This window comes from Chroococcidiopsis sp. CCALA 051, from assembly GCF_003015105.1.
In the GTDB taxonomy this organism is placed as follows: Bacteria; Cyanobacteriota; Cyanobacteriia; order Cyanobacteriales; family Chroococcidiopsidaceae; genus Chroococcidiopsis; species Chroococcidiopsis thermalis.
The window spans coordinates 20,358-46,339 of the sequence record NZ_PYCI01000022.1; the positions used below are offsets into that span (position 1 = coordinate 20,358).

19 protein-coding genes are annotated in these 25,982 nt (G+C 45.8%); 11 read left to right on the forward strand and 8 right to left on the reverse strand.

Annotated elements, in window-relative coordinates:
• Window position 1 precedes the first annotated feature (1 nt).
• From C7Y66_RS07590 to C7Y66_RS30465, 3 genes are read right to left on the reverse strand one after another with little or no spacing between them, the layout of a single operon-like run.
• The gene (locus tag C7Y66_RS07590; protein WP_106545094.1) at window positions 2-3,169 is read right to left on the reverse strand and encodes a DEAD/DEAH box helicase; all 3,168 of its coding nucleotides are present in this window, start codon (window positions 3,167-3,169) and stop codon (window positions 2-4) included.
• Window positions 3,170-3,186: 17 nt separating this feature from the next.
• On the reverse strand, window positions 3,187-5,004 hold the full coding sequence (locus C7Y66_RS31645; protein ID WP_199197295.1) for a serine/threonine-protein kinase: 1,818 nt from the start codon (window positions 5,002-5,004) through the stop codon (window positions 3,187-3,189).
• 57 nt (window positions 5,005-5,061) lie between these two features.
• Window positions 5,062-5,310: a hypothetical protein gene (locus C7Y66_RS30465; RefSeq protein WP_146149751.1), complete on the reverse strand. Its 249-nt coding sequence runs from the start codon at window positions 5,308-5,310 to the stop codon at window positions 5,062-5,064.
• A gap of 162 nt (window positions 5,311-5,472) precedes the next feature.
• On the opposite strand from C7Y66_RS30465, the gene C7Y66_RS07600 reads away from it, so the two are divergent.
• Window positions 5,473-6,903: a lipid-A-disaccharide synthase-related protein gene (locus tag C7Y66_RS07600; RefSeq protein WP_106545095.1), complete on the forward strand. Its 1,431-nt coding sequence runs from the start codon at window positions 5,473-5,475 to the stop codon at window positions 6,901-6,903.
• A 76-nt stretch (window positions 6,904-6,979) separates the two neighbouring features.
• Here the strand turns inward: C7Y66_RS07600 and C7Y66_RS07605 are convergent, their stop codons facing one another.
• The 3 genes from C7Y66_RS07605 to C7Y66_RS07615 form a co-directional block, all read right to left on the reverse strand.
• Window positions 6,980-7,558, reverse strand: a complete 579-nt coding sequence (locus tag C7Y66_RS07605; RefSeq protein WP_106545096.1) for a hemerythrin HHE cation-binding protein — start codon at window positions 7,556-7,558, stop codon at window positions 6,980-6,982.
• A 148-nt stretch (window positions 7,559-7,706) separates the two neighbouring features.
• Window positions 7,707-9,047 carry a TldD/PmbA family protein gene (locus C7Y66_RS07610; protein ID WP_106545097.1) on the reverse strand — a complete coding sequence of 447 codons (1,341 nt, stop codon included), beginning with the start codon at window positions 9,045-9,047 and terminating at the stop codon, window positions 7,707-7,709.
• Window positions 9,048-9,231: 184 nt separating this feature from the next.
• Entirely contained in the window at window positions 9,232-10,716 is a 1,485-nt protein-coding gene (locus C7Y66_RS07615; RefSeq protein ID WP_015157072.1) for a TldD/PmbA family protein, read from the reverse strand.
• Window positions 10,717-10,929: 213 nt separating this feature from the next.
• Here C7Y66_RS07615 and C7Y66_RS07620 point away from each other — a divergent pair, with 213 nt between their 5' ends.
• A complete protein-coding gene (locus C7Y66_RS07620) occupies window positions 10,930-12,264 on the forward strand; it encodes a GIY-YIG nuclease family protein (protein WP_106545098.1) in 1,335 nt (444 codons plus the stop codon).
• A 113-nt stretch (window positions 12,265-12,377) separates the two neighbouring features.
• On the opposite strand, the gene C7Y66_RS07625 is transcribed toward C7Y66_RS07620, so the two are convergent.
• Window positions 12,378-12,599: a hypothetical protein gene (locus tag C7Y66_RS07625; protein ID WP_106545099.1), complete on the reverse strand. Its 222-nt coding sequence runs from the start codon at window positions 12,597-12,599 to the stop codon at window positions 12,378-12,380.
• Window positions 12,600-12,972: 373 nt separating this feature from the next.
• Here C7Y66_RS07625 and C7Y66_RS07630 point away from each other — a divergent pair, with 373 nt between their 5' ends.
• The gene (locus C7Y66_RS07630; RefSeq protein WP_106545100.1) at window positions 12,973-15,390 is read left to right on the forward strand and encodes an ATP-dependent helicase; all 2,418 of its coding nucleotides are present in this window, start codon (window positions 12,973-12,975) and stop codon (window positions 15,388-15,390) included.
• 81 nt (window positions 15,391-15,471) lie between these two features.
• Here C7Y66_RS07630 and C7Y66_RS07635 read toward each other — a convergent pair whose 3' ends face one another.
• On the reverse strand, window positions 15,472-16,317 hold the full coding sequence (locus tag C7Y66_RS07635; protein WP_106545101.1) for an AraC family transcriptional regulator: 846 nt from the start codon (window positions 16,315-16,317) through the stop codon (window positions 15,472-15,474).
• Between the two features lie 164 nt (window positions 16,318-16,481).
• Here C7Y66_RS07635 and C7Y66_RS07640 point away from each other — a divergent pair, with 164 nt between their 5' ends.
• The 8 genes from C7Y66_RS07640 to C7Y66_RS07675 all read left to right on the forward strand — a co-directional run bounded on the left by C7Y66_RS07640 (window position 16,482) and on the right by C7Y66_RS07675 (window position 25,956).
• Window positions 16,482-17,507 carry an ABC transporter permease gene (locus C7Y66_RS07640; RefSeq protein WP_015157064.1) on the forward strand — a complete coding sequence of 342 codons (1,026 nt, stop codon included), beginning with the start codon at window positions 16,482-16,484 and terminating at the stop codon, window positions 17,505-17,507.
• Window positions 17,508-17,707: 200 nt separating this feature from the next.
• Complete coding sequence (locus C7Y66_RS07645) at window positions 17,708-19,075, forward strand: hypothetical protein (protein ID WP_106545102.1); 1,368 nt, start codon at window positions 17,708-17,710, stop codon at window positions 19,073-19,075.
• 228 nt (window positions 19,076-19,303) lie between these two features.
• Window positions 19,304-19,765: a ribosome maturation factor RimP gene (gene rimP, locus C7Y66_RS07650; protein ID WP_015157062.1), complete on the forward strand. Its 462-nt coding sequence runs from the start codon at window positions 19,304-19,306 to the stop codon at window positions 19,763-19,765.
• 145 nt (window positions 19,766-19,910) lie between these two features.
• Complete coding sequence (nusA, locus tag C7Y66_RS07655; RefSeq protein WP_015157061.1) at window positions 19,911-21,245, forward strand: transcription termination factor NusA; 1,335 nt, start codon at window positions 19,911-19,913, stop codon at window positions 21,243-21,245.
• A gap of 65 nt (window positions 21,246-21,310) precedes the next feature.
• Window positions 21,311-21,568, forward strand: coding sequence for a YlxR family protein (locus C7Y66_RS07660; RefSeq protein ID WP_015157060.1), 258 nt, complete (start codon window positions 21,311-21,313; stop codon window positions 21,566-21,568).
• A 468-nt stretch (window positions 21,569-22,036) separates the two neighbouring features.
• Window positions 22,037-25,069 carry a translation initiation factor IF-2 gene (gene infB, locus C7Y66_RS07665; protein WP_106545103.1) on the forward strand — a complete coding sequence of 1,011 codons (3,033 nt, stop codon included), beginning with the start codon at window positions 22,037-22,039 and terminating at the stop codon, window positions 25,067-25,069.
• A gap of 44 nt (window positions 25,070-25,113) precedes the next feature.
• Window positions 25,114-25,749, forward strand: coding sequence for a low-complexity tail membrane protein (locus C7Y66_RS07670; protein WP_106545104.1), 636 nt, complete (start codon window positions 25,114-25,116; stop codon window positions 25,747-25,749).
• 6 nt (window positions 25,750-25,755) lie between these two features.
• A complete protein-coding gene (locus tag C7Y66_RS07675; protein ID WP_039715142.1) occupies window positions 25,756-25,956 on the forward strand; it encodes a hypothetical protein in 201 nt (66 codons plus the stop codon).
• The last annotated feature ends 26 nt before the right edge of the window (window positions 25,957-25,982 follow it).

Consider the following 25,982-nt stretch of genomic DNA (forward strand, 5'->3'; position numbering starts at 1 on the left):
GCTACTCCAATATTGCAGTTTTATTTAATGCAATTAGTTGTTTAAATGCTTCATTATCAAGTTCTGTCAGCCAAGATTCATCATTACCAACAATTGTAGAAGATAGCTTTTTCTTGTCGGCGATCATTTGGTCGATGCGTTCTTCTAACGTACCCATTGCAACGAATTTATGTACGAAAACATTCTTCTTTTGACCGATCCGAAAAGCTCTATCTGTCGCCTGATCCTCTACTGCGGGGTTCCACCAGCGATCGAAGTGAAAAACATGATTGGCTTTAGTCAGAGTGATTCCCACTCCTCCCGCTTTTAAAGATAGAATAAATACCGATGGTTCTGTTTCAGGGTCTTGAAACTCAGCGATCGCTTCTTCTCTTTTATTACGGTTTGTCCCACCGTGAATGTAATAAGTATTGTAATGACAATTGTGCTTCAAATACTTTTCTAAAGGGTCGCAAATTTCTTTAAATTGACTGAAGATTAACATGCTTTCTCCTTCAGCGATCGCCTCTTCTACCATTTCTATTAAACGGCTAAGTTTGTGCGATCGCTCTGGAGAAAATTCGCTACTATCTTGTAAAAACTGTGCCGGATGATTGCAGACTTGTTTGAGTTTCAATAAAGTCGATAGAATTAGCCCTTTGCGTTGAATTCCCTCTGATTCTTCAATTTGCTTTGAGACATCTTTCACGACAGCTTCATAGAGCGAAGCTTGTTCTTTTGTCAAGTTACAATATAAATTTTGTTCGACTTTATCCGGTAAGTCGTTAATAATAGATTTATCAGTTTTGACTCGCCGTAAAATAAATGGTTCGACTAATTTTTTTAAACTGCTAGATTTGGCTTTACTATTATCTTTTTGAATTGGGATTTCAAACGATTTCCGAAATTGTGCTTCTTTTCCCAAATAACCTGGATTGAGAAAATTGAAAATCGACCATAAATCTAATAAGCGGTTTTCTACAGGCGTTCCCGTTAAAGCTAGTCGATGTTTAGCTTGTAATTTTAAAACGGCACGAGTTTGAGCTGCTTTCGGATTTTTGATATTTTGGGCTTCATCTATTACTATGCGCTGCCACGTTACACTACTTAAAAGTTTTTCATCTTTACGAGCAAGAGTAAATGAAGTAATTACCACATCGTGGTTGAGACAGGTGGCTTTAAATTCAGCTTCATCTTTGAGGCGATCGCTACCATGATGTACTATTGCTTGTAGATGCGGTGCAAATTTAGCAATTTCTCGCAGCCAATTTCCTACGACTGATGTAGGTGCAATTAATAAAGTTGGTGGTGTAGCAATCGCTTCTTTTTCATTGATGATTCTGGTAATCACTTGTACCGATTTTCCCAGTCCCATATCATCAGCTAAACATCCGTTGATCCCTAAAGCTTCTAAATATTGCAGCCAAGCTACACCACGTTTTTGATATTCCCGTAAAGTACCTTGCAACTGCGGCGGATCTGAAATTGGTTCTAGCTTGCTTTTGTCCTGCAACTTCGCCATCATTGTTGCTAAAGCATCATCGTGGTCAACTTCTAATTCATCTTCTGAAGCTGCTAATTTCATTAAATCGAGTAGCGACATTTCTGGCTGTTCTTTGGCTTGCGATTGCCAAAATTCCAACATTTGCCGCATTTTATTTTGGTCTAATTCTATCCACTGACCCCGAAATTGTACGAGCGGAGTTTTCGCATTCACAAGTTGCTGCCATTCTTTTTGCGTGACAGCCTCACCGCCAATTGCTAATTCGTATTGATACTGCACTAAAGAGTCTAAACTGAAATATCCCTGGTTTGTAGTTGTCGATTTAGCACCACGTGAAGACGTTTTGAGACGAATCTTGGCGCGACGACGACCTTCAGGAGTCCACCAAGCAGGAACGATAACTTTGTAGCCTGCATCTTCTAATACCCAGGCGTTTTCTTTGAGAAATTCAAAAGCTTGTGTCAAACTTAGTTGTAACCCAATCGGGCGATCGGTTTCTAATCCCTCCCAAAGCAAAGGATACATTCTTGCTGCGTATCCCAAATTCAATAACAAATCGGCTTCAAAATCCGTACCCAAATGTTTAAACCAAGCTTTTTTAGCTCTTTGGTTCATACCCCAATAATCGGATAGCGATAGCTTTAAAGAAGGGTCTTGTTTTGCCGCTACTAAAAATTCAATTTTCCAATTATCTACGCGATCGGCTGGCGCTTCCTGGAGTTGAAAACAGAGGTCAAAAGAGGTAGCAGTTTGGGTACGGGTAATTTTTTCTTTCCAGGCGTACCACTGTTTGTATTCTATTAAAGCGCGATCGCTTTGTTGAAGAGTATTGTTAGATTGAAAGCATTTTTGCAGCAAAGAATCAGAGATTAAGCTATCAAATGCAGCCGTGGAAGGGGTATGAGTTATAATGTCTCGCAGTAGATATTCGGAAAAGTGTCGCAGCAAAGTTTCTGGAGTAAAAAACTCCACGCGATCGCCAGAATTTGCCCGTCCCGCCGTGCAGATAGCTGGCATATAATCAACATATTTTTGGACGATCGTATCGTATTGTTCGGAGACTATTTCCCAAGCTGGATAAATTTCAAATCGATTAGCTGTCTGTTTGCGTTTACTTTTGGTTGCTGGCAGTTCGCGATATTTTAGTGCTGGGATATATTGGTCTTTAAAGATAATTTCTTTAAAAGCTTGGGTGTAGTGATACCAAAATACTAAATCCGAACCAAATTGAATTTCATCAGCATTATTTAAAGCTAAAAAATGAATGTCGTTGAGCAGTTTAATAATATGACTGACTTGACTATAGCTGTAACTGTTTGTTTTGACGCTGGTATTAACTAGGTAACAAGCGATCGCCCAATATGCAAATCCTTCATTTTCTAGCTCGATGTCATCAAGATATCTGGCTAATTCTGGTGAAGGAAGGGGGCGATCGCTTGCAGTTGGCAGGGCAAAGTTTTTAGTAGAAATGCGATCGTTCGTCTTGCTATAAGTAGCTGAGGCAATTCCCAATTGCTCAGTTAAGAAGGCTTCTAGATCTGCTGAAGCCAAATGAAAAGGATGGGTGCGCCGATCGGTGTTGCGACGTTTTTGGACAGTTGAAGTTTCTACCCACAGGTAAAATGCACCATCTTGAATGAAATCAGCTTCGGCAGAGGGAATCCAAGTACCGTGGATGATTTTCATGGATAGATACCAGGTTTTTAATGTGGTGGATTGGCAGGGGGTGTTTGTGCAGCTGTGGGCGTTGGTGATGGCGTAATGCTACCAGACTCGTAATCGCTAGGCAACATTGGCTCTCCTCCTTTTGCTGGAGAGGAATTTGAACTTGGTGCAGCGGGTGTTGGCGATGGTGGTTGGTTGTTGGTTGTTGGGGAGGCTTCTGGTGTTGGTGCTGGTGCGTTCTGGGGTGAGGGTGATGGTTCTGGTGATGGCTGAGCGTTTTGCGGTGAGGGTGATGCTTCTGGGGATGGGGATGGTGTTGGCGAGGATGGGGTTGGGGACTGCTTAGATGTTGGCGATTGTTCTGGTTTTGGTGTAGGGGATGGTGCAGGTTGAGGTGATTTATTCTTATTTGTCTTTGTCGAGTTACGTTGAGGATTGGTTTTAGGTTGAGTAGGCGTGACAGTTGAGCGATTTCTGGTTGATGAGGTAGCCCTCACTCTACGGTTAAAACCTTGCCCAGCATTATTCCGATCTTGTCTCCATCTGCGAGTGCCAGATCGAATTGTTGGGTTGACGGGGCTGCTGAGATTTTGCGTCCCACTTTGCCCAGAAGTATTGGCTGCTGGCTGTTGCTCGGTAGTATTTTTTACAGGTTGAGTTGGCGGGGGAGCGGTTGAGTTTGCTTTTTGCGAGTTTTCTTTTTGTGGAAGTGTAATGTTTTTCTCATATCTAGCATCGGTGGGCGATGTAGGCTGAGGTGCAGGCTGGCTGGAGCGCGCGGGTATCGAATTTTGAGGTGACTGAGGTACAGACTTAGGAAAAACTGTGCCGATCGCTAGAGTTGCAATGCCAGCGATCGCAGCTAAACCACCACCAATCCACAAACCGCGTAAAAAAGATTGTTTGGCGGGGATCTCCTCGCTCTCGATAGATGGGGGTTCCATAACCGATACTCCAGGTTGGCTGGACTGAGAAAGCCAACTCGGGATCGAAGAATTATGAGTTGGCGATCGCCCGCCACCCGTCAGACCACCTGAGAAACTTTGGGAATAAGTATGAGGCAATAGTTCCAGCCAATCGGCTACGGTAGCAGGTCGATTGACAGCTTCAATCTCCATTCCCAAAATAATCGCTCGTTCCACGTCAACACTTAACCGAGGATTGATTTGGCGTACGTTGGGCATAGGGATGCGATCGCGCAGGCTAGCGGCAACTGGTACTTTGGCTGTCAAGATCGCGTATAGCGTTGCTGCTAGGGCATAAACATCTGTGGCTGGAGTACGGGGGGCATGGGCGAGATACTGTTCTATGGGTGCGTACCCTTCCGAAACCATGTTGGTATGAGTTTGGGTTGAACCTGGAGTAAATTCCCGCGCAATCCCAAAATCAATCAGTACGACTTCCTGAGTTCCCTGGCGCAAAATAATGTTTTGGGGTTTCACGTCCCGATGCAGCAAGTTCTTCTGATGCACGACTTCTAATGCCGCACCAATCTGCCGAATGTAGTGAATTGCTAGCGTTTCTGGCAAGGGACGATCTGGAAACACCACCTTGGCGAGAGTTTGCCCGGGAATATAATCCATCACCATGAATGGCAAGCCATCCTCAATGAAGAAGTCGCTGACTCGCACAATATTGGGGTGGACGCAGGCTGCTAAGCGTCGGGCTTCATCCTGAAATTGGCGCTGAAACTTAGCAAATTGCGGCGCTTGCCGGAGCAATTCATTCAGCGTTTTGACTACCACTGGTTGCCCTAAAAATTGGTGGGTGGCTTTATAAGTAATGCCAAATCCCCCCCGTCCTATTTCTTGTTCCAGGGTATATTTCCCACGCTGTAATGTTTTGCCAGCTAGCATACTCCCCTCAAGACTAATGCACGACCTTTAGGCTTGCTTAATTTTTCTGCCTCTTGCCTATGCTAAATCGCTTTTATGTAGAATTTTTAACTTGGTTCCACTTATAGACCTGTCACCCTCCGACGCGACAAAAAACCAGTATGGATTATACCAACCACTGCTACCAGCCGTACACTCATCCAGTCGTCCAATCTGCTTGCTGCGTAGCGAAAGCGATCGCGGCGTGACGTGCAGTTTTATTCTTTCTTTAGAGATGAAAGACGAGAAACAGTGAGGGCTACAGCGATGAAATCCAAAGCCATACATCTATCAGTCTAAGTTAGTCCCAATTAGTCTGGCTGAGAAGTTATGGTTTGTTAACTAACCCACAAGCCTCAAAATCGCTTCTTAGCGACCTAGTAACAACGCTTCTTCAATGCTAAAAATTTAAACAACTCCCTCGCTCTTTTATTAATTTTTATTACTGAAATGGACTATAGATCTCATTCCTGCTTCAGTTCTGACTTTATACTCGCCCCTCATTCGCGGTTACTCTGTCTAAGTAACGGTCATGGCGAAGATATCATTGCAGTTCGGATCGTCCAAGAACTCCAGCAGCTTTGTCCAAACCTCGATATTGCTGCTTTACCAATTGTCGGTGAAGGTAAAGCTTACGCTTGTCTGGGTATTCCCCTAATTGGTAGCGTAAAAATCATGCCTTCTGGTGGCTTCATTTACATGGATGGACGGCAACTGCTAGGAGATCTTCAAGGTGGCTTGTTACAACTGACTTGGCATCAGTTGAGGGCGATACGTCAATGGATGAAGGGAGCAGGGGAGAAGAGAGCTGAGAAAGCTGAGGAAGCAAATCAAAATTCAAAATTAATTCCGAATTCCGAATTCCGAATTCCGAATTCTTTAGTATTAGCCGTAGGCGATATCGTTCCATTACTCTTTGCCTGGCGGAGTGGAGCGAATTATGCTTTTGTGGGGACAGCTAAATCTGAATATTACGTGCGGGATGAAAATGGTGTTTTGCCTGGGCGATCGCCTTTTGCCCGTTTAGAACATTGGTCGGGTTCGATCTATCATCCTTGGGAACGCTATTTTATGAGCCATCGCCGCTGTCGAGCGGTATTTCCTAGAGACTCGCTGACTGCTAAAATTTTGCAACAGCATAACGTTCCTGCCTTCGATCTGGGAAATCCCATGATGGATCGCCTCGAACCATCCCAACCAGTTTTGCAGGCGGCGAACCAAGTTTTGCAAATTCTACTCCTTCCTGGTTCTCGTCCTCCCGAAGCCCATAGAAATTGGGAACTGATATTGCAAGCAGTCAAAGATTTAATCGTGACTTTCGGCGATCGCCCATTGGTATTTTTAGCTGCGATCGCCCCTAATCTCGATTTAGAGCCTTTTTGTCAATCTCTTGTAAATACTAGATTTTCCAAAGCCCCCCGAAGATCGGGGGGTTGGGGGGATCTTCCCAATACCAAAGCCCCCCTTTCCAAGGGGGGTTGGGGGGATCTTCCCGAGTCATTGACATTTCAACAAAAAAATGCGTCTGTTATCTTAACTCAACACGCCTACAACGACTGCTTGCATCAAGCCCAAATTGCGATCGCAATGGCAGGAACGGCGACAGAACAATTCATTGGGCTAGGCAAACCTGCCATTATCATGCCTGGTCAAGGTCCGCAATTTACCTATGCTTTTGCTGAGGCACAAAGCCGTCATTTTGGGGAATCGATTACTTTCGTCCAAAACCCTCACCAAGTTGGTGTTGCGATCGCGGCTTTACTCTCTAACCCCGAAAAGCTACAATCTATCGCTGAGAACGGCATACGCCGCATGGGTAAACCGGGTGCAGCCCGCCGCATTGCCGAGTGCTTAATTGAGAAATATAGCAAATGCCTGTAGGGGCGCACAGCCGTGCGCCCCTACAAATGACATGTAACCAAACTATAATCCTTTTGAAAAGCGATTGGGGGATCGCCTACTTCGTCAACCCATCAAATACGCCCCGCAAAGCAGCGACAGCATCTTGAGTTCTTGCCCAAACGCTTTGATCTGGATCTTTACCCGTTAGTTCGCGGGTTCCCAAAACCTCTAGAATTCCTTTCAATTGCTCTTGGTGGGCGCGGTTTTCAAAGTTGACTTGGTTAAGAGGCGCGATCGCATCCTTGACATCTTCCCCTGTCACCTGGGATGCTTTGTGAATAATTAAGCCAGTCATAACAGCTTGGTGTTTAATCCGCTCGTGAGCAGAGACTTTTTGATACAAAGATAGTTCGTTACCATCCATTAAACGGTTGACTTGCTCTACATATTGCCCCGTTGTATCTCTATGCCCGACAGAACCACCACCAAACTTAGCAATAACTTCGTTAATGACAGTCAAATTTTGCCTGTCGTCTCTGAGAAAATCGTTTAAGCGATCGCTAATTTCTTTATCGCTACTGATAGATGGAATCAGTTTCTCTTCATTGCTAATTAGCAACTCTTGTAGGGCTTTTAAATCTGCTAGTTCCATTGCGATCGCTCTACGCTTAGTATCGTCTAAAGTTGCGACCATATTTCACTTTCCCTCCAATTGCTATGTCAAGCTATAAGCTCTCATATAAAGCTATTTATTTGAATCTTACTTGAGATATATTCTCAAGAAATCTGCAATCGATAGGGGCGCACAGTGTGCGTCCCTACCAAGAACTAGCAACCAACAACTATTCCCCAGTAATTGATAAATTATCGATCCAAATTCGAGGGCAAACCCCAGATGGGGTTAATTCTGCCTCTGGTTCAACGAAAATAATTGACTGCAACACTTCCAGAAAATCTCCCGCCACAGTAGCAGATTCGATACTCGTCCGCTTGCCATTGTTAACGACCCAACCATCGAAGGGGAGGGAGAAAGAACCTTGCAAAGCTTTGACTCCGGCATGTAAGGCATGTAAATCGTCAACAAAAATGACATTCTCAGCCGTATCTAAGTTGTATGTTTGGCTGGCTGGTTGGTTAGAAAAAACGTGATAGAAATGAGGACTAACCGTCACCTTTGCCCCAATGTTAGCGTGTCCGGTGGGTTTTGCGTCTAAGCGCTTTGCAGTTCCTGCGCTATGGAGAAAATTTGTTAATACTCCATCAGAGATAATCGAGATGCGACGGGTAGGCGTACCTTCACCGTCAAAGGTTTCTCCAGCAATATTTTCAGGATGTAATGCATCATCGCACACCGAAAGCAAAGGCGAGGCAATTTGCTTACCGATAGATTCTGGTGTAGACAGACTTTGTTTATCCAGAATACTTTGAGCATTGTACAGATTAGAAAAAGCACCCAGCAGACTTAAAAAAGCTTCGGGAGAGAAGACAACGCGATATTTACCTGATTTAACTTTCTCGTAATTCAAGTGACTGATAGTTTTTTCGGCTGCTTCTTTCAGACAAGCTTGAATATCTAAGTTGTCTAGATTACGGCTAATCCGAAATGCGCCAGCAGAACGGGGTTTTTTCCCTTCTTCATCGGTTTTGCTGTAAAGATAGATCGAAGCATAGGAACGAGCTTCATGACGTGTCGCACCTTCACTATTAAGATAAAACCGATCTAAATCTCTTTGCGATAAACCATTGTAGGGTACACCCGCGATCGCCGGGTGAGCAGCCAAGAGTTCCTTTTCAGCCGAGATGAGGGTTTCAATTAACTTAGCTACAGGTGCTTGAGGTGCTGTAGCTTCTGTATCAGCAGTAATCGGCGCGATTGCTTCTGGACTAAAATCTGGTACATTTTCTTTGACCCCAAAGAAACTCGCTTCATAGGCAGTTTTCAAAGCAAGTTCGATACCTTCGGGATACACGTCAGTCGTGCTAGTGACTCCTACGTTATTGTTTTCATTCCACACCCGCACCGTCACCCCAGAACGATTTGAGGCTTTGACTTGTTTTGGTTCGCCTGAATCTACCTGCACGCTAGTTTCATCAACAGAAGAACCGAAAATATCAAATTTTTGAACACCAATTTTACCAGCACTATCTCGAACGTAATTTGCAAGTTCTTGAATATTCGTCATACTCTTTACTTATCTACTTAAAATGCGATCGTGCAAAGACGCAGAGACGCTAAGCATCCTTTGCGCCTTTGCACGGACACTTTGACGCGACGTGCTTTAACGGGGGGAACCCCCGCAACGCAGTCGCTCCTCAACGGGGGACACCCCCGCACGCAAGTGTCCTTGTCTTTGCGTGACAAAATTCTTATCTTCCGCCAACCGTAATCGAATCTACCTTAATATGAGGTTGTCCGACAGTAACGTAGATACTACCGCTAACAGAACCGCAGAAACCCGCCGCTAATCCCAAATCCTGGGAACACATAGAAATCTTATTCATAATTTCCTGCGCGTCACCAATCAAAGTAGCACCTTTAAGGGGTTTGGTAATTTTGCCATTTTCAATTAAGTAAGCTTCTTCCACCGCAAAGTTGAATTGTCCCGTCGCGCCGACGCTACCGCCACCCATTTTCTTACAATAGATCCCTTTATCAATCGAACCAAAGATTTCTTCGTTGGTATAGCTACCTGGTGCGATATAAGTGTTGCGCATCCGCGAGGCGGCGGCGTAGGTATAACTTTGTCTGCGTCCGCTACCCGTTCTAGGGTGTCCGGTGCGTAAGGAACCAGCGCGATCGCTCAAGAAGTTTTTCAAAATTCCATTTTCGATCAATAATGTCCGTTGGGCTGGCATTCCCTCATCGTCCATGTCAATCGTACCGAAAGCACTATCTGACAGTCCTTCATCCCAAGCAGTCAGGCTTTCATGAGCGATTTTTTCACCCTTCTTGTCAGCAAAAGGAGTGGTTTTGCGTTCGATTTGGGTGGTTTCCAGCAGGTGTCCGCAAGCTTCATGGAAGATGACACCACCAAACTGATTTGCCATCACGATTGGATACGTACCCGATTCTACATAATCGGCATACAACATCTTACCTGCCGATTCTGCCACTTCCTCAGCGGTTGATTTGTAATCCCAAGCTCTGAGAAAATTAGGATCGCTAGTACTACCTGCCCGTTGTCCGATGGAAGTCCGATGGATGCCATCCGCACACAACAAGTTAAATCCTACCGATTGTGTCAGACGGATATCTCTGGCAAATGTGCCATCACTGGAAGCAACTAGGACTTCTTGCCAGTCACGGAAATAGGTAGCGCGTCTCGATTGGACGTGGTTTGCTTTAAGTTGTAACTGTTGGTTGGCATCTAGCAGCACTTCTCCCATTTCGCGAATCGAACTACAGCTAGCAAACCAGCTATCTTTACCTTTAGTGGTAGCGTAGTCGCGTAGTAGTTCTAAATTAATCGCAGGGATGTAGGCGTTGGGTGCTGGGAGTTGCAACCCTAGAATGGAAAGTCCTTTTTCTAAAGCGGCTTTGAGTCCGTTAAATGTTAAATCGTTGGTGCTGACATAGCAATCAGCCTTACCGCGAAACACTCTCACCCCTGCACCAGTAGATAATCTGGGGGAGATGCTGGCGATCGTGTCGTCTTCTGCTAAACAGTTAATATAGTTAACTCGTTCCAAGAAAAATTCTACAAAATCTGCACCTGCTGCTCGTCCTAAACCAAGTAGGGTAGCAAGGGGTGCTTCCCACGTTTCATCAAAGCGATCGCGTTTTAATTTATAGTCCAGGTTAGGCAGTTCTCTCGATAGCAGTAGGCTACTCGGATACGTCGATAGCATCATCGGGCTTGAGCGTCCTTGTTGAGGATTTACTGACACTTTAGACTTTCAGTCTAACAAACTACCATCAGCTCTATTGGACTTGCGATCGCTCAGTAATTTTTATTCTTAATTTAGTTATAATTTATACCAGTTTCTGGAAAAGCTATAGTCTTTCTACTTAGCTAGTGTTAGCTAGCATCCGATATTTCATCGGTCAAGCTTAGTTTTGAAACAATGCCAATAGAGAATCTTCAGCTTTCTGAATTGCCATCAGTCTACTTACTGAATAAAGATAATTTACCTAGTTGTGCAGCTATTTATTTTGTATCTGATAGCACGGGACAAATTCTATATATTGGTAGGACGGGAAATTTAGTTTCTAGGTGGAGAGAACATCATAGATTTAGACAATTAAAAAAATTGAATCGCAAAAATCAAGTCAGTATTAGCTGGCTTAGATGTAATAACGATATAAATACTCTTTCAAATCTTGAAACTGAATTTCTTGAGTTGTATAAACCACCGCTCAACTGGTCACAAGTAGTTGCACCGATTAGAAGAATCACTCCAATTGAGACAGCATTACAACAAAGTTTTCTACATCTGGCTAAGTTTAACACAATGATATTTGGATTCAATCCGATTGCGGGTGAAGGACTACCAACAATATATCTGTTCTACCCTGTCTACGGTAGACATGGTGTATCGGGAGGCATAAGGAGTGCTTTAAAAAATATTAATAAAAAAGCTAGCTCGTTAAAGTGGAAAGAATATCATACAGAACCTAAATCCCTTGGCAAATTTGGATATTGGGAGACGAATTACAAAGGTATAAGAATAGATTTAACTCCAGCTCAGGAATTAGTCAATATGATGTCTGATGCAACTCGTAGAACTGTAGCTGGTGTAGAGCTAATGGCTTTTAGCAGTCAGCAATTAGAAATACTGATAGAAAACTCACCAGATTTTAAAGAAGAATTCTCTAGTTTGGAGGCTTTAGAGAAAGATCCGATTCCTCTGGAGCTTGCTAGTAATCTTCAGCTTTGTCAAGGGAATAATAAGAATGTTGTTGAAGTCGAACCGTGGGAGGAATTAGAACCAATGCCAGAAGGTGAAGCTAGAGTGATGAGCCGTCAATTTTTGTATGTGAATGACGTGGAAGTAGAAGTATGTACTAATAGAAATGGTAAGTATTTTGTTAGGCATAATGTTTACTGGTGGATAGAACACAGACAGAAAAACCCTCATCCACAGTATAATTGCATAATAGATAATTTGAAGGCAGCAGTAAATAGACTACCTACCATTAGATGGGCTGGATATAAGTTTAGATTTGAAACTATTTTTTTCAAGGAAGATGATGTAGAAGTAGAGGATACACTACTTCTACCATTAGCTATGTTTGAAGAGCTTATAAAAGATATATTGAGATTTAGAAGTCCGCTAAAAGAGACAATTCAAAGTGGCGAATATCAACCGCAGACAAATGACGAAGCAAGTATAAAATTGTGTGTTTGGTTACAGCATAATTCGTTGTTTTCGCTGCTCAAGCCAGCAATAAATCAATAATTCTGATATCAAATTAATTCTAAGGATGCAGCGGGTTTTCTTGCCAAAGTTGATACGCTTTTTGAGCTTGTTCCTTCACTTCTGGAATTAACTCTGCATATGCTTCCCAAAAATCAGATGCTGCGAAGGACTTCATCAAGATCCCTCACTCTACGATCCGCAATCTCTGCCTCTGTCTTAGCAATGAGCTTGTCTAGTTTACCTAATGCTAAGTCAGCTTCAATTTGGCGATCCCACATTTCATCCAAATATTCTTGTAACCAAACTGAAAGTTGGCGAATATCGCCTTCAGGCAATTGCTTAATTGCTGCTTCAATTTCAGGCAAAGTAGTCATAGGAAAAACCCGCACTTCAGATTAATTTGATAGTATCGCGATCGGATTTGACTTTGGATCTGAGCAACAGCCCTAAAAAACGGCATAACTACCCTATTTAGGACATTATTCAGGATTGTTCTGTATGTCTAACCGATTTGGTATTCTGGCTAAAACAAAATTTCAACTAAACTCGATCGCTCTCAACCTGAGACAAAAACCAATCGCATCTCTCCCACTCTCCCCACATGGTAAGCGCGATCGCTTTATCCTGTACAAATACTGTAGTCTCACTTGTCATCCAACGACAATCTGGGCTTAATATTGAAAAATTACGCTGAAAACATAAATTCTCTTTTAGATTTAGATACCTAGATTGAGTCCAAAACTCCCGATGCCAGAAGCCAACCTCACCGACCAATTATCCATCCTGACTCCCGACTCTAGTACGGGCGCACAGCTGTGCGCCCCTACAAATAAATGGGAACAGATCCGCAACAGCTTGCGCCCAGGACAGCAACAAATGGCAGATTGGCAGGGGGGACAGTTGGCAGTCTCGGCAGTGCCAGGGGCAGGCAAATCGACGGGAATGGCAGCAGCAACGGCAATTGCGATCGCCCGCTATCAATTACATGCCAAACGTGCGATCGTTGTTGTTACATTTACTCGTTCTGCGGCAGCAAACATTAAAGGTAAGATTCGCAGGTATTTACGAGAAGAATTTTCTCTACCACCAAGAGGGTTCACTGTCAATACCCTACACGGTTTGGCGCTGAATATTGCCAGCCGCTATCCTGACTTGTCGGGATTGCCCTTGGATAGCGCGACGTTAATTACGCCCAATCAGAGCCATCGCCTGATTCGGACTTGTGTAGAACAGTGGATTGCTGCTAATCCCCGCTTGTATTCTCGGTTACTCGAAGGTAGACAATTTGACGGCGAAGAAACAGAACGCTTACGGCGACAATCAGTATTGCGGACAGAAGTACTACCAGCGTTAGCTTATTTGGTGATTCACGAAGCGAAAAGCTCTGGATATCAACCGCAACAGTTGCGAGTGTTGGGCGAACAGGCAATAGATGAATATGAAATTTTAACCGTCGCTGCCGGATTGTACGAACAGTATCAGAATTTAATGCGATCGCGCGATTTAATCGACTACGACGATATGATTTTGGCAGCGCTACGGGTACTAGAAAATCCTAGCGCCAGACGCAACGAACAAAAGCAAGTTTTTGCCGTATTTGAAGACGAAGCTCAAGACTCTTCACCCCTGCAAACCAAACTCTTAGAAATTCTGGCGCAAGATCCAGAAAACCCAGATTTACCACCAAATTTAATCCGCGTTGGCGATCCCAACCAAGCAATTAATTCTACCTTTACCCCTGCCGACCCAATTTATTTTCGTCGCTTCTGCGAAGAGTGCCAGCAGCAACAACGTTTGGCGACAATGGATATGGCAGGACGCAGCACTAGGATTGTCATTGCCGCAGCTAACTTTATGTTGGGGTGGGTGAATGGAAGGGAGCAGGGAGTAGGGAGTAGGGAGCAGGGACAAGGGAGCGGTCAACCAATTACCCATTACCCATTACCCATTACCTCTTTGCCATTTCGAGCGCAAACGATTCATCCAGTTAGCTTAGATGACCCACAGCCGGATGCTAATCCTGCACCGATTGGTGGGGGATTGGAGTTGCATACGCCTCGCGATATTCATCACACGGCAGAATTGATCGGTCGGCGGGTAGTGGCATTATGTCAAGCAGAATCAAATGGAGAAACACAAACTCCAGAAACGCCGAATAATCTGCGCATGGCGGTTTTAGTGAGGGAAAACAGACAGGGACGATGGCTGGCTGAAGCGATCGCGCCGATTTGCCAAGAGCATAATATCGTAGTGTACGAGGTTTCAGAAAGCGATCGCCATTCTCGAGTTCCGGCGGAAGTGCTAGCACTGCTGCAATTCCTCGACCGTCCTCACTCCCCCGATTATCTCAAAGCTGCCTTGGAAGTTTTGGTACAGCGTCAGTTAATCCAACCGCAAGATTTGAACGCGCTGGCAACCATTCCCGAACAATTTCTGTATCCTGGTCCTTTAGACGCACCTCAACCCGAACCAGCTCAAAAAGCCAGTCATTTGTGCCGCAGCCTGCTCCGCGCTCGCATGGAGTTACCTCCCTATCAATTAATTTCCTTCCTTGCCTTAACCCTGAATTACGACCAAGCAGAACTCGCGACAGCAGATAAGCTAGCAGAACGAGTGCAGCAACAACTTGCTGGTAATGGCAGTCATAATTTGGCTGCCATGTTGCTAGTGTTGAGCGAAATTGTCAATTCGGAAAAATTTGAAGCCGTGGATACGGAAGATTCCGAGGCGCGTTATACCCGTCCTGGGCAACTGACAATTATTACCATGCACAAAGCTAAAGGATTGGATTGGGACTGCGTATTCATTCCGTTTTTACACGAAAATACAATTCCTGGAAATCTGCGCGTTTTACCTCAAGCTCATTTTTTGGGAGATTTCACCGTTGCAGAAGTTGCCCGCGCCCAAATTCGCGCTGCTTTGCACGAACAATTTCCCTTACCCGATGTTGCTACGGCGTGGGAACAGGCAAAACAACTCAAGACAGCAGAAGAGTTTCGCTTACTTTATGTTGCCATCACTCGCGCCAAACGGTTACTGTGGATTTCTGCGGCACAAAAAGCACCTTTCACCTGGAGCAAACCTGAAAATTTAGATAACAGTCGCCCCTGTCCGGTATTTTCGGCTTTAGTGCGCCAATTTCCGCGATCGCTAGTCACAACATAACAATATTGACTGTCCCGAACATAATTATCAGCAGCTCGTCTCTCTAGTCGCCACAAATGCTTAGAGCGCGAAGTGATGGTATTATCCGACTGGTTTACTATACTTCCCTGGCGTGACTCCAACAAAACGCTTGAATTGCCTGGTTAAATGACTTTGATCGGCAAAACCCGTTTGTTGCGCCACCTGCGCGATCGCATATCCTTGTGATAAAAGCCTTTTTGCTTTTGCCACCCGCACTTGAGTTAAATACTCGTAAGGTGGCATACCAACGCGATCGCGAAATGTTCGTAATAAATAAAACGGACTGAGATTGGCGATCGCGGCAAGTTTTTCTAAAGAAATATTTTCTGTATAATTTGCTTCTAAATACGATCTAATTCGCGCGATCGGTTTGTCTTGTTTACCTATTTGTTTCAGTGTAGGGCGATCGCCTGTATGACGTTGAATCAATTTTACAAGCGTCCCCAACCAGCGCGTATCTTTTTCTAACTGCGACGGCGAAGTTTCTAAACTTTGATGTAGTTGTAATATCTGTTGAGCAAGCTGGAGATCGTCAATCACGGCTTGCGGAAAATAAGGCATAACCTGTCGCCCCACAAAAGCCTCAGCCGCAGCTTGTTGCAATAAACTCACATCGGGATATAACACGCGATATGTCCAACCATTCTCAACTCCCGCACTTCCCGTATGCACCTCACCGGGGTTGACAATCACCACCGTACCAGCAGGGGCAAAATGCATTTCGCCTTGGTAAGTAAACTTTTCTACCCCTTGTTCGATGACACCGATAGTATAAGCTTCGTGAATGTGTCGGCAGAAAGCATGAGTAATATAAGTTGCTCTAAGTAACTCCAAATTACCCAACTCCGGCTGTCGCCAAAACTTAGCACGTTCGCACCTAGCTGGAGTTCTAGCAGCGTTATCCATAAGATAGCAGTTCGTAGCGATCGGCTTTCCCTGACGGAATATTAGCACTAATGGCAGTTGCCGATCTAAGATATTGCTGACTAATCGTTCTTCCCCGATCTTAAGTCAGCGATCGGTCGCTAATTCTCCCTTATCCCCCTGCTCCCTGCTCCCTTATCCCTCATATGTCTCGCTCAAAATCTCTGCAATATTACATTCTGGCTCGATTGCTGCTGACACCACTCATGCTGTGGACGATCGTGACCGTGGTATTTTTGTTGTTAAGAGCAACTCCTGGCGATCCCGTCGATGCTGTGTTAGGAGGACGCGCCCCAGAAAGCGTCAAGCAAGAATATCGGCAACGGTTAGGGCTACTCGATCCTTTGCCAATTCAATACATTCGTTACATTGGTAGTCTTTTGCGTTTCGATCTCGGTAGTTCCATTACAACTCAAGGGGAATCCGTTTGGCAAACCATCGGACAGCACTTCCCCGCCACGGCAGAATTAGCCGTATTTAGCATGGCATTTGCGCTCATCATTGGAATTAGCGTCGGAATGCTAGCTGCTTCCCGCCCTAATTCTTGGTTAGATGTAGGGGGGCGATTATTTGGGATTATCACTTATGCCTTACCCTTATTCTGGGTAGGAATGTTAATGCAGTTGGTATTTGCGGTACAGTTAGGGTGGTTTCCCTTGGGAACGCGCTTTCCAACTTCTATACCCGCACCTGAAGGTTTTACAGGACTCTACACTATTGATAGTTTATTAAGCGGCAATTTTACCCAGTTTTTCAGTGCTATCTATTACCTATTGCTGCCGAGTCTAACTCTAGGACTTTTACTATCGGGAATTTTCGAGCGTATTGTTCGCGTCAACCTCAAACATACCCTTAAAGCTGACTATGTAGAAGCTGCCCGTGCTAGGGGAATTCCCGAACGACGGATCTTATTTGCCCATGCTTTAAAAAATGCCTTAATTCCCGTGATTACGATTATGGGACTCACTTTCGCCTCTTTATTAGGCGGAGCAATCTTAACTGAGGTGACATTTTCTTGGCCTGGTTTAGCCAACCGCCTCTACGAAGCAATTTCCTTGCGCGATTATCCTACCGTTCAAGGAATTTTAGTATTCTTTGGTACGATCGTCGTGCTTGCCAGCATCATAATTGATATTCTCAATGCCTCCATCGATCCCCGCATTCGTTATTAATACTACTGGTAAGCTCTAGAAGACACGCAGGTTGTAATAGTAATGGGTAATGGGTAATTGGTAGTTGGTGGTTGCTAGTTAGAGCGGGTTAGTTTTCATTCCTGACCATCACTGTTATCTCCTATATCCTAATTTTTCACATTTAACTTTTGACTTTTGACTTGTCTAAACGTCGCTTTTCTCTATGGTTCGAGCGCTTAATGGCGATCGCAGCTACGGTAAATTTTGGTCTAGTCATTTTTGACTTCACCTACGTCCCCTGGCGCGATTTTTACCTCAACCGCATTCCCGAAGTTACAACAATTTACGATCCAATTAAAGGCATTGAGCCGCACCGCGAAACTCAGCAGTATTTAAAGCTAGTCAATGCCTTAGAACAACAAGTGAGTCAAACAGGATTGCAGTCACCCCAGACAGCAGCCGTGTTAGAGCAACTGCGCCGCTACAGCAGTGACATTATCGAAACTAATCCGTTTGCCTTGGCAAATAAGACGGGGACGCTAGAAAGAATTAAAAATCGAATGCGCGATCGCATCGGTGAAGAATCTTCGCGTACTGCTTTTAATATTTTTTGGAGTCAAGAATATCTCCTCAAGGCTGGGTGGCAAAAAGAGATTGACTTTTTCAATCGCAGTATTCGCCCTTTAGTTGCCACAAATTATTATCGTGCGATCGGTGAAAACGGAGAATTTATCGATGAATTCTGGGGAATTGACGCTTATTTCATCGTCCTGTTTGGCGTAGAATTTCTCATCCGCACTTTTATCATTAGCCGTCGTCATGTTGGGTTGAAATGGCAAGATGCGATGTTATGGCGATGGTATGACATTCTACTCATCGTTCCCTTTGAGTTGTTACCTTTTTTGCGCTGGACGTGGCTGCGAATTATTCCAGTGACGGTTCGCTTGCACCAAGCAAAATTATTAAATTTAGAACCAGTCCGACGACAAGCGACTCAAGGATTTGTCGCCAGTTTGGCACAGGAAATCACTGAAGTCGTTTTAATTCAATTTATTAATCAGTTACAAGTTTCGGTACGACGGGGAGAGTTAACAAATTGGCTATCCGCCAGCTCTAAGCGGCAACCATACATAGATTTAAATAATATTAACGAAATTGAGACGATCGCTTCTCTGGTCGTCAACGTCCTCGTCTACCAAGTCTTCCCCCAAATCGAACCGGATATCATTGCCATTTTACGCCACAGCATCGAAAGCACCCTCGACCAATCCCCCCTCTACCGCAGCATCCAAAATCTACCAGGAGTCGGCAACTTCCCCCACGCGCTGAGCCAGCAACTAGCGACCTCCATTACCCAAAATTTTTATACCGCGATCGTCAAAGCTGTAGAAGATCCGGTTGGGGCAAAAATTTCCCGCCAGCTAGCTCAACATTTCAGCCAAGCTTTAGGTAGGCAAATGCAGGAAAAACATACCTTAGAACGCATTCAATCTCTGATTTCTGACTTTTTAGAAGAAGTCAAACTCAACTACGTCCGCAGACTCGCACAAGAGGATGTCGAGCAAATTATGGAACAAACCCGGCTATTGAAGCGGGGTGAGAAGTGAGGAGTAAGGGGTGAGGGACAAGGAGGACAAGGGAGACAAGGGGGACAGGAAGAAAAACATTTTTCCCCTCTCCCTTGTCTCATTCTCTCGCTCCTCGCTCCTCACCCCTAATTGATGCGCTAAACTCAAATGTAAGGGCGAAACGAATTTGTTTCGCCTTTAAACTTTCTGGAAAAATAACTGTTTCTCAGGAAGTGGGTGTCCACCCGCTTTTTTTATGTCTGAACAATGGCTCATCCCTTAATTCCCCAAATCATTGAACTCGCCTCGCCTGTAGCAGAAGATCTAGGGTTGGAAATCGTTGACGTTGTTTTCCATACAAACCATCGTCCGCCAGTGCTGCGCGTGGACATCCGCAATCCGCAGCAAGACACCGGACTAGACGACTGCGAACGCATGAGCCGCGCTTTAGAAGCAACGCTAGATACAGCAGATGTCATTCCTGATGCTTACGTTTTGGAGGTTTCTAGTCCAGGGATATCGCGCCAGCTGGTGGCAGACCGAGACTTTATTTCTTTTAAAGGATTCCCTGCGATCGTCACCTTATCCGAACCCTATGAAGGTCATACAGAGTGGACGGGTCAATTAATTAAGCGCGATGAAACCGCAGTGTTTTTGAATCAAAAAGGTCGGGCGATCGCCATTCCCCGCTCTCTCATCACCAGGGTACAACTGGACGAGCGCCACTAAATCGGGGGTTAGGAGTGAGGGATTGGAGGTTAGGAAAATTGTGAATTTGAGATTTCGGATTGCAATTTCTCCCTTGTCTCCCTTGTCCTCCTTGTCTTCCTTGTCCCCACTTCCGACTCCCTACAGATAAAGAGGTTTAAATATTATGTCAATGGTTAGCCTACCGGGTCTAAAAGAATTAATTGAAAGCATCAGCCGCGAACGGAATTTACCTCGGAATGCGGTACAAAATGCCTTGAGAGAAGCTTTGCTAAAAGGCTACGAGCGCTATCGGCGAGCGCAAAATTTAGACAAAAAGCATTTTGAAGAAGAATATTTTGACAACTTTGAAGTAGAGTTGGATGTTGAAGAACAAGGCTTTCGAGTTCTAGCAACTAAAACGATTATTGAAGAAGTCACCAACTCCGACCACGAGATTTCCCTCAAAGACGTGCAAGAATTTGCAGGGGATGCAGCTCAAATTGGTGATTCGGTGCTAGTTGACGTGACTCCAGATAAAGAAGAGTTTGGACGCATGGCAGCGATGCAGACAAAACAAGTTTTGTCGCAAAAACTCCGCGATCAGCAGCGTCAAATGATCCAAGAGGAATTTCAAGATATAGAAGATACCGTACTGCAAGCTAGAGTACTACGGTTTGAGCGACAGTCAGTGATTATGGCGGTTAGTAGCAGCTTCGGTCAGCCAGAAGTCGAAGCAGAATTACCCAAGCGGGAGCAACTACCTAACGATAATTATCGCGCCAATGCTACTTTTAAGGTTTATCTCAAGAAAGTCTTGCAGGGACAGCATCGAGGTCCACAGTTATTGGTTTCCAGGGCTGATGCTGGTCTAGTCGTGTATTTATTTGCGAATGAAGTGCCGGAAATAGAGGATGAAGTCGTCCGCATTGTCGCTGTAGCTAGGGAAGCCAATCCTCCCTCCAGGCATGTCGGTCCTCGGACAAAAATAGCTGTCGATACCCTAGACCGAGATGTAGACCCAGTAGGGGCATGTATTGGCGCTAGAGGGTCGCGAATTCAAGTCGTAGTCAACGAATTACGCGGAGAAAAAATTGATGTGATTCGCTGGTCGCCCGATCCAGCTACTTATATTGCCAATGCTTTGAGTCCGGCTAGGGTGGATGAAGTACGGTTGATGGACCCGGAAACTCGTCAGACTCACGTATTGGTGGCAGAAGATCAACTCAGTTTGGCAATTGGTAAAGAAGGACAAAACGTCCGTCTAGCCGCCCGTTTGACAGGATGGAAAATTGACATCAAAGACCGCGACAAATACGATTACGCCGCTGAAGATGCTAAATTTGCGGCAGCAGCTAGACAACAAGCCGCCGCACAGTTAGAGGAAGAATTAGCAGAGGAAGAATTGGCAGAGGAAGAACTAGAAGACATGATAGAAACAGTAGATGACACTGGCGAAGCATTGGATGAAGAACTGGAAACATCTGAGGAGCTAGAAGAATCGGCGACTAACGAACTGTGACTTGTGACTCGTGACTTGGTAACTGCCCCTGAAGCTCTCTTCACCGTCCCAACCCCCTCCTGTTGATGAAACCTAACTATCGCCGTTGTATCAGCTGCGGTCGCGTGGCATTAAAATCGGAGTTTTGGCGCATTGTCCGCGATCGCGACTCGGGAGAGTTACAATTAGATCGGGGCATGGGGCGTTCTGCTTACATCTGTCCCCAAGCAAGCTGTCTACAAGTGGCGCAAAAGAAAAACCGCTTGGGGCGATCGCTCAAGGTCAAGACAGTCTCAGAGGTGCTTTATCAAACTCTATTGCAGCGCCTAGTTACAGAACCATAAGTACGAAACCAGGTGACAGAGACAGATAGCAGTGATATGTACAACCCCTTATACTTACCCACTCCTTGAACTTAACAAGAGCGAACGAGCATCAAGCATACAAACACATCGGCATTCCCATTGACAGGTTAAGGAATTTGCAGCTGGTAATTTCTGCAAACCTAACTTGATGCCAAAATAATATATGGGTCAAAATATCCTAGTAGTAGATCGACAACCAAAAGTTGCGACCGGATTTCCTCAAGTTGGAGCGCTAGCAAAAAACACAAGCAAAAAACACAAGCAAAAAACACCTGCTAACCCTATCAAAGTAGGGATTTAAGCCAAATAGAAAGCTTCTCTGTTATATCATTTGGAGGCAAGAACCGCAATTCAAACAGTAAACGAATATACAAAAATCGGAGGATGGAGATGTTGTAAATCGGGCAACCATCCAGTTATAGCTGGTAGGTACAAGGGGAAGAATGGATGAACAACGGCAAAGTCAGAATTTACGATCTATCAAAGGAATTGAATTTGGATAACAAGGAAATATTAGCCATTTGCGATCGGCTTAATATTGCAGTGAAAAGTCATAGCAGCACTATTAGCGAAGAAGAAGCAGAGCGAATCAGACAAGCAGCAGAAAAACAAGCTGCCAACCCCGTCACTGCTGGTAGAGAAGGTCATGCCAACAGCTACAAGGCACATCCTCAACCAGCCACTAACAAAGTTAAACCAAAACCTGTCGTGCCTCACAAACAGCAAATCTTGGAAATTCGCAAACCAAAGCACAACCCCGATCGTCCTAACCCCCCAGAACCTTCTGTTGCCGTAGCACCTCAACCTCCAGCTCGTCCGACCGCTTCTAATTCACCCGTGCGACCGACAACAGCGCCAACCCGTCCCGAAGCACAAAAGCCAGTGCAAGCAGTAGAAACTCAGCCTACAACCCAAAGCGAGCAGGGCGATAATTCAATACCTACAAACAAATCCAGACCACCAGAATCACCCAAGCTGTCAACACCACCCCCTAGACCGTCCGGGGCAAGAGACGGTGTAGATGAAACTGCCGGACTACCACCGTCGCCACCACAGCGAGCGGAGCGCCTGGAACGATCGGAACGACCGGAGCGACCAATTCTCAAGCGGGAGCAAGACGATCGCGCAGCCAATCGTCCAGTGGCGAAGGCAGATAGAGTCGAAAAACCAATGCGTCGTTCGCAGGAGGCAGCTGCTAGCTCGGAAAGCACGCCAGCTAGACCTAAACCCGTGCTGGAACTGCAAAGACCTAAGCCAGTGAGGGCAGGCGAAGCAGTAGCACCAGAACGCTCTAAACCAGATGGGGCAGAAGCTTTACCGGGAACGGAAGAAATCGCCGAGATCGGGGTGGATGACAAGCCAATCCTCAAACGCCCCATGCCGCGTCCAGTGGGTAAAGGTGGCAAGAAATGGCAAGAAGAGGAGATAGACGAAGGACAAGACGCAAAGGCAACGAAGGCAGGTGTAAAAACCAAACGTCTCAAGCCTATAGTCGATTTGGATGACGAAGAAGACTTTGACGATGAGGAGGACGGAGATAGCGATACTCCAATTCAAGTTAGCTTGTCTATAGCTCGTCCGCCAAAACAGAAAACAGCAGCTCGTCCAGGACAGCCGCAGCCTGCTGCTATTAGTGTAGTTAGAAGCAAAAAGTTTAGCCAAGCACGAGAAAACAACCGTCGCCGCGAACCAGAACAGAAACGCGAACGCCCAGAAAAAGTGGTAGTCATGGGCAATCTCACCGTGCAAGAACTAGCTGAGAGTTTAGCAACTCCAGATACAGAAATTGTCAAGATTCTGTTCATGAAAGGGATAGCAGTTAGTATTACCCAAAGTTTAGATCTTGCCACGATTAAAATGGTGGCGGAAGAACTGGGCGTAGAGGTAGAAACTGCCGAGCCAGAAGCAGAAGCCCGTAAAGTTACAGAAATGCTCGATGCGGCAGACTTGGAAAATCTCCAGCGCCGTCCGCCAGTCGTAACAATTATGGGTCACGTAGACCACGGAAAAACGACTTTGCTCGATGCCATCCGCAAAACAAAAGTGGCGCAGGGCGAAGCTGGAGGCATTACCCAGCACATCGGTGCTTACCACGTCGATGTCGAACAAAACGGGCAAATGCAGCAAGTCGTATTTCTAGATACCCCAGGTCACGAAGCCTTTACGGCGATGCGGGCGCGAGGAGCGCGAGTGACGGACATCGCTATCTTAGTGGTTGCTGCCGATGACGGCGTTCAACCCCAGACGGTTGAGGCGATCAGTCATGCCCAAGCAGCAGAAGTACCAATTGTCGTCGCAATCAATAAGATTGATAAAGAAGGCGCTCAACCCGATCGCGTCAAGCAAGAGTTAACTCAATACAGTCTAACTCCTGAAGAATGGGGCGGTGACACGATTATGGTTCCCGTCAGCGCCATTAAAGGTGAAAACCTTGACGGCTTGCTAGAAATGATTCTGTTGGTTTCAGAGGTAGAAGACCTATACGCTAACCCAGATCGGACGGCGAAAGGAACGGTAATTGAAGCCCATCTTGACAAAGCCAAAGGTCCGGTCGCAACCTTGCTGGTACAAAACGGAACGCTGCACGTGGGCGATATCCTTGTGGCTGGGTCGGCATTTGGCAAAGTCCGCGCTATGGTGGACGATCGCGGTCGGCGAGTAGATATCGCTAGCCCCTCCTTCGCCGTGGAGGTCTTGGGCTTGAGCGACGTGCCAGCAGCTGGAGACGATTTCGAGGTGTATCTCGTCGAGAAGGAAGCACGGGCGATCGCCAGCGAACGGGCAGAGAAACAACGTCAGTTCCGCTTGCTGCAAGGACGCGCGACCCTAACTTCCATATCCGCACAGGCTCAGGAAGGCGAGTTGAAGGAACTCAACTTGATCCTCAAGGCAGATGTCCAAGGTTCCGTCGAAGCAATTGTCGGGGCGCTCAAACAACTGCCACAAAACGAAGTCCAAATCAGAATGTTGTTGTCTGCACCTGGAGAAGTCACTGAAACTGACATCGACTTGGCAGCAGCTAGTAACGCCGTGATTATCGGCTTCAACACCACGCTTGCTAGCGGTGCTAGACAAGCAGCCGACGAAGCAGGGGTAGATGTTCGAGAATACGACATTATCTACAAACTGCTGGAAGACATTCAAGCTGCCCTAGAAGGTATGCTAGAGCCAGAATTGGTAGAAGAACCTCTCGGTCAGGCAGAAGTCCGTCAGGTCTTCCCAGTCGGTCGCGGTAAGGTGGCTGGTAGCTACGTGCAGTCAGGCAAGCTAGTGCGTAACTGCAAGCTGCGGGTGCGTCGTGGTGGTAAGGTGATCTACGAAGGTGCTTTAGATTCTCTCAAGCGGATGCGAGAGGATGCCCGCGAAGTCAATTCCGGCTACGAATGCGGTATTGGTGTTGATAAATTCAACGATTGGGTTGAAGGCGATATCGTCGAAGCCTATCACATGGTGACAAAACGCCGCACGCTTACGAGGTAGCACTGTCAAGACGTGCGATCGCACGTCTTGACATCTTGAAAACTATGCAATCATTTCGCTCCGAACCATTTTTGTGGATTCACCTAGCTGGGTTAGCAACGCTGCCGATTCTGTTGCAGTTGTGCTGGCTCGGCTTGGCTGTGGGCGATCCCATCTTGCCCGTGTGCTTAGAATTCTCAATTGTGGCGGCGATTGGAGTCTTACCCGTTCTGTGGATGCAGCTATCCCGTCCTTTTTTGATCTTTGCCGTGCTGGGAGTCGCACAAAAACCAACTCAGCTCGACGAGCAGCAAAGAAAAGTTCTCAGGTTAATTCGTACGACTGCCAATCGCCTGCTGGCTATGGTAGCAGCAGTATTGCTAGTAGGGCTATTATGGTTGTTGTATCGTACCGCGCCGATCGCGGCAAATGTCATACCCTTACCACCACAATGGCGAGGCTTAGGATTGTTGGTAGCTAGCGTTGCCTTTTTAGCAAGCAATCTATTTCTGCAAATCCCTGTCAGCGTGGCACGGGTTTTCGTTACTAGCGAAACAGAATTTTCTAAGGCAAAACCTTATCCTGTAGAAAGAATAGCGCGAGACTTTACGATTGTTGGCTGGCAAGTTAACCGCATCTTGCCCCAACTCACCAACTCTCAAACAGATACAGCTCAAGTAACAGCTCAAGTAAAGGAATGAGGAAACATGGCTCATCCAGCTACAGACACCAGCAGATCCGAAGATAGCCAAATCTGGGACGAACTAAAAGGCGCAATCGCTGCTAGCTCCGGCTTTCAGCGCTGGCGGTTAGAAAAGATGTCTGGCGATCGCCAACTGCAAGAGGTGAACCTCGATCGTCAAGTAAGTCTATATTTGCGCGAAACGCTGGAAACTTTGGCTTATTAGGGAGTAGGGAGCAGGGAGCAGGAAGT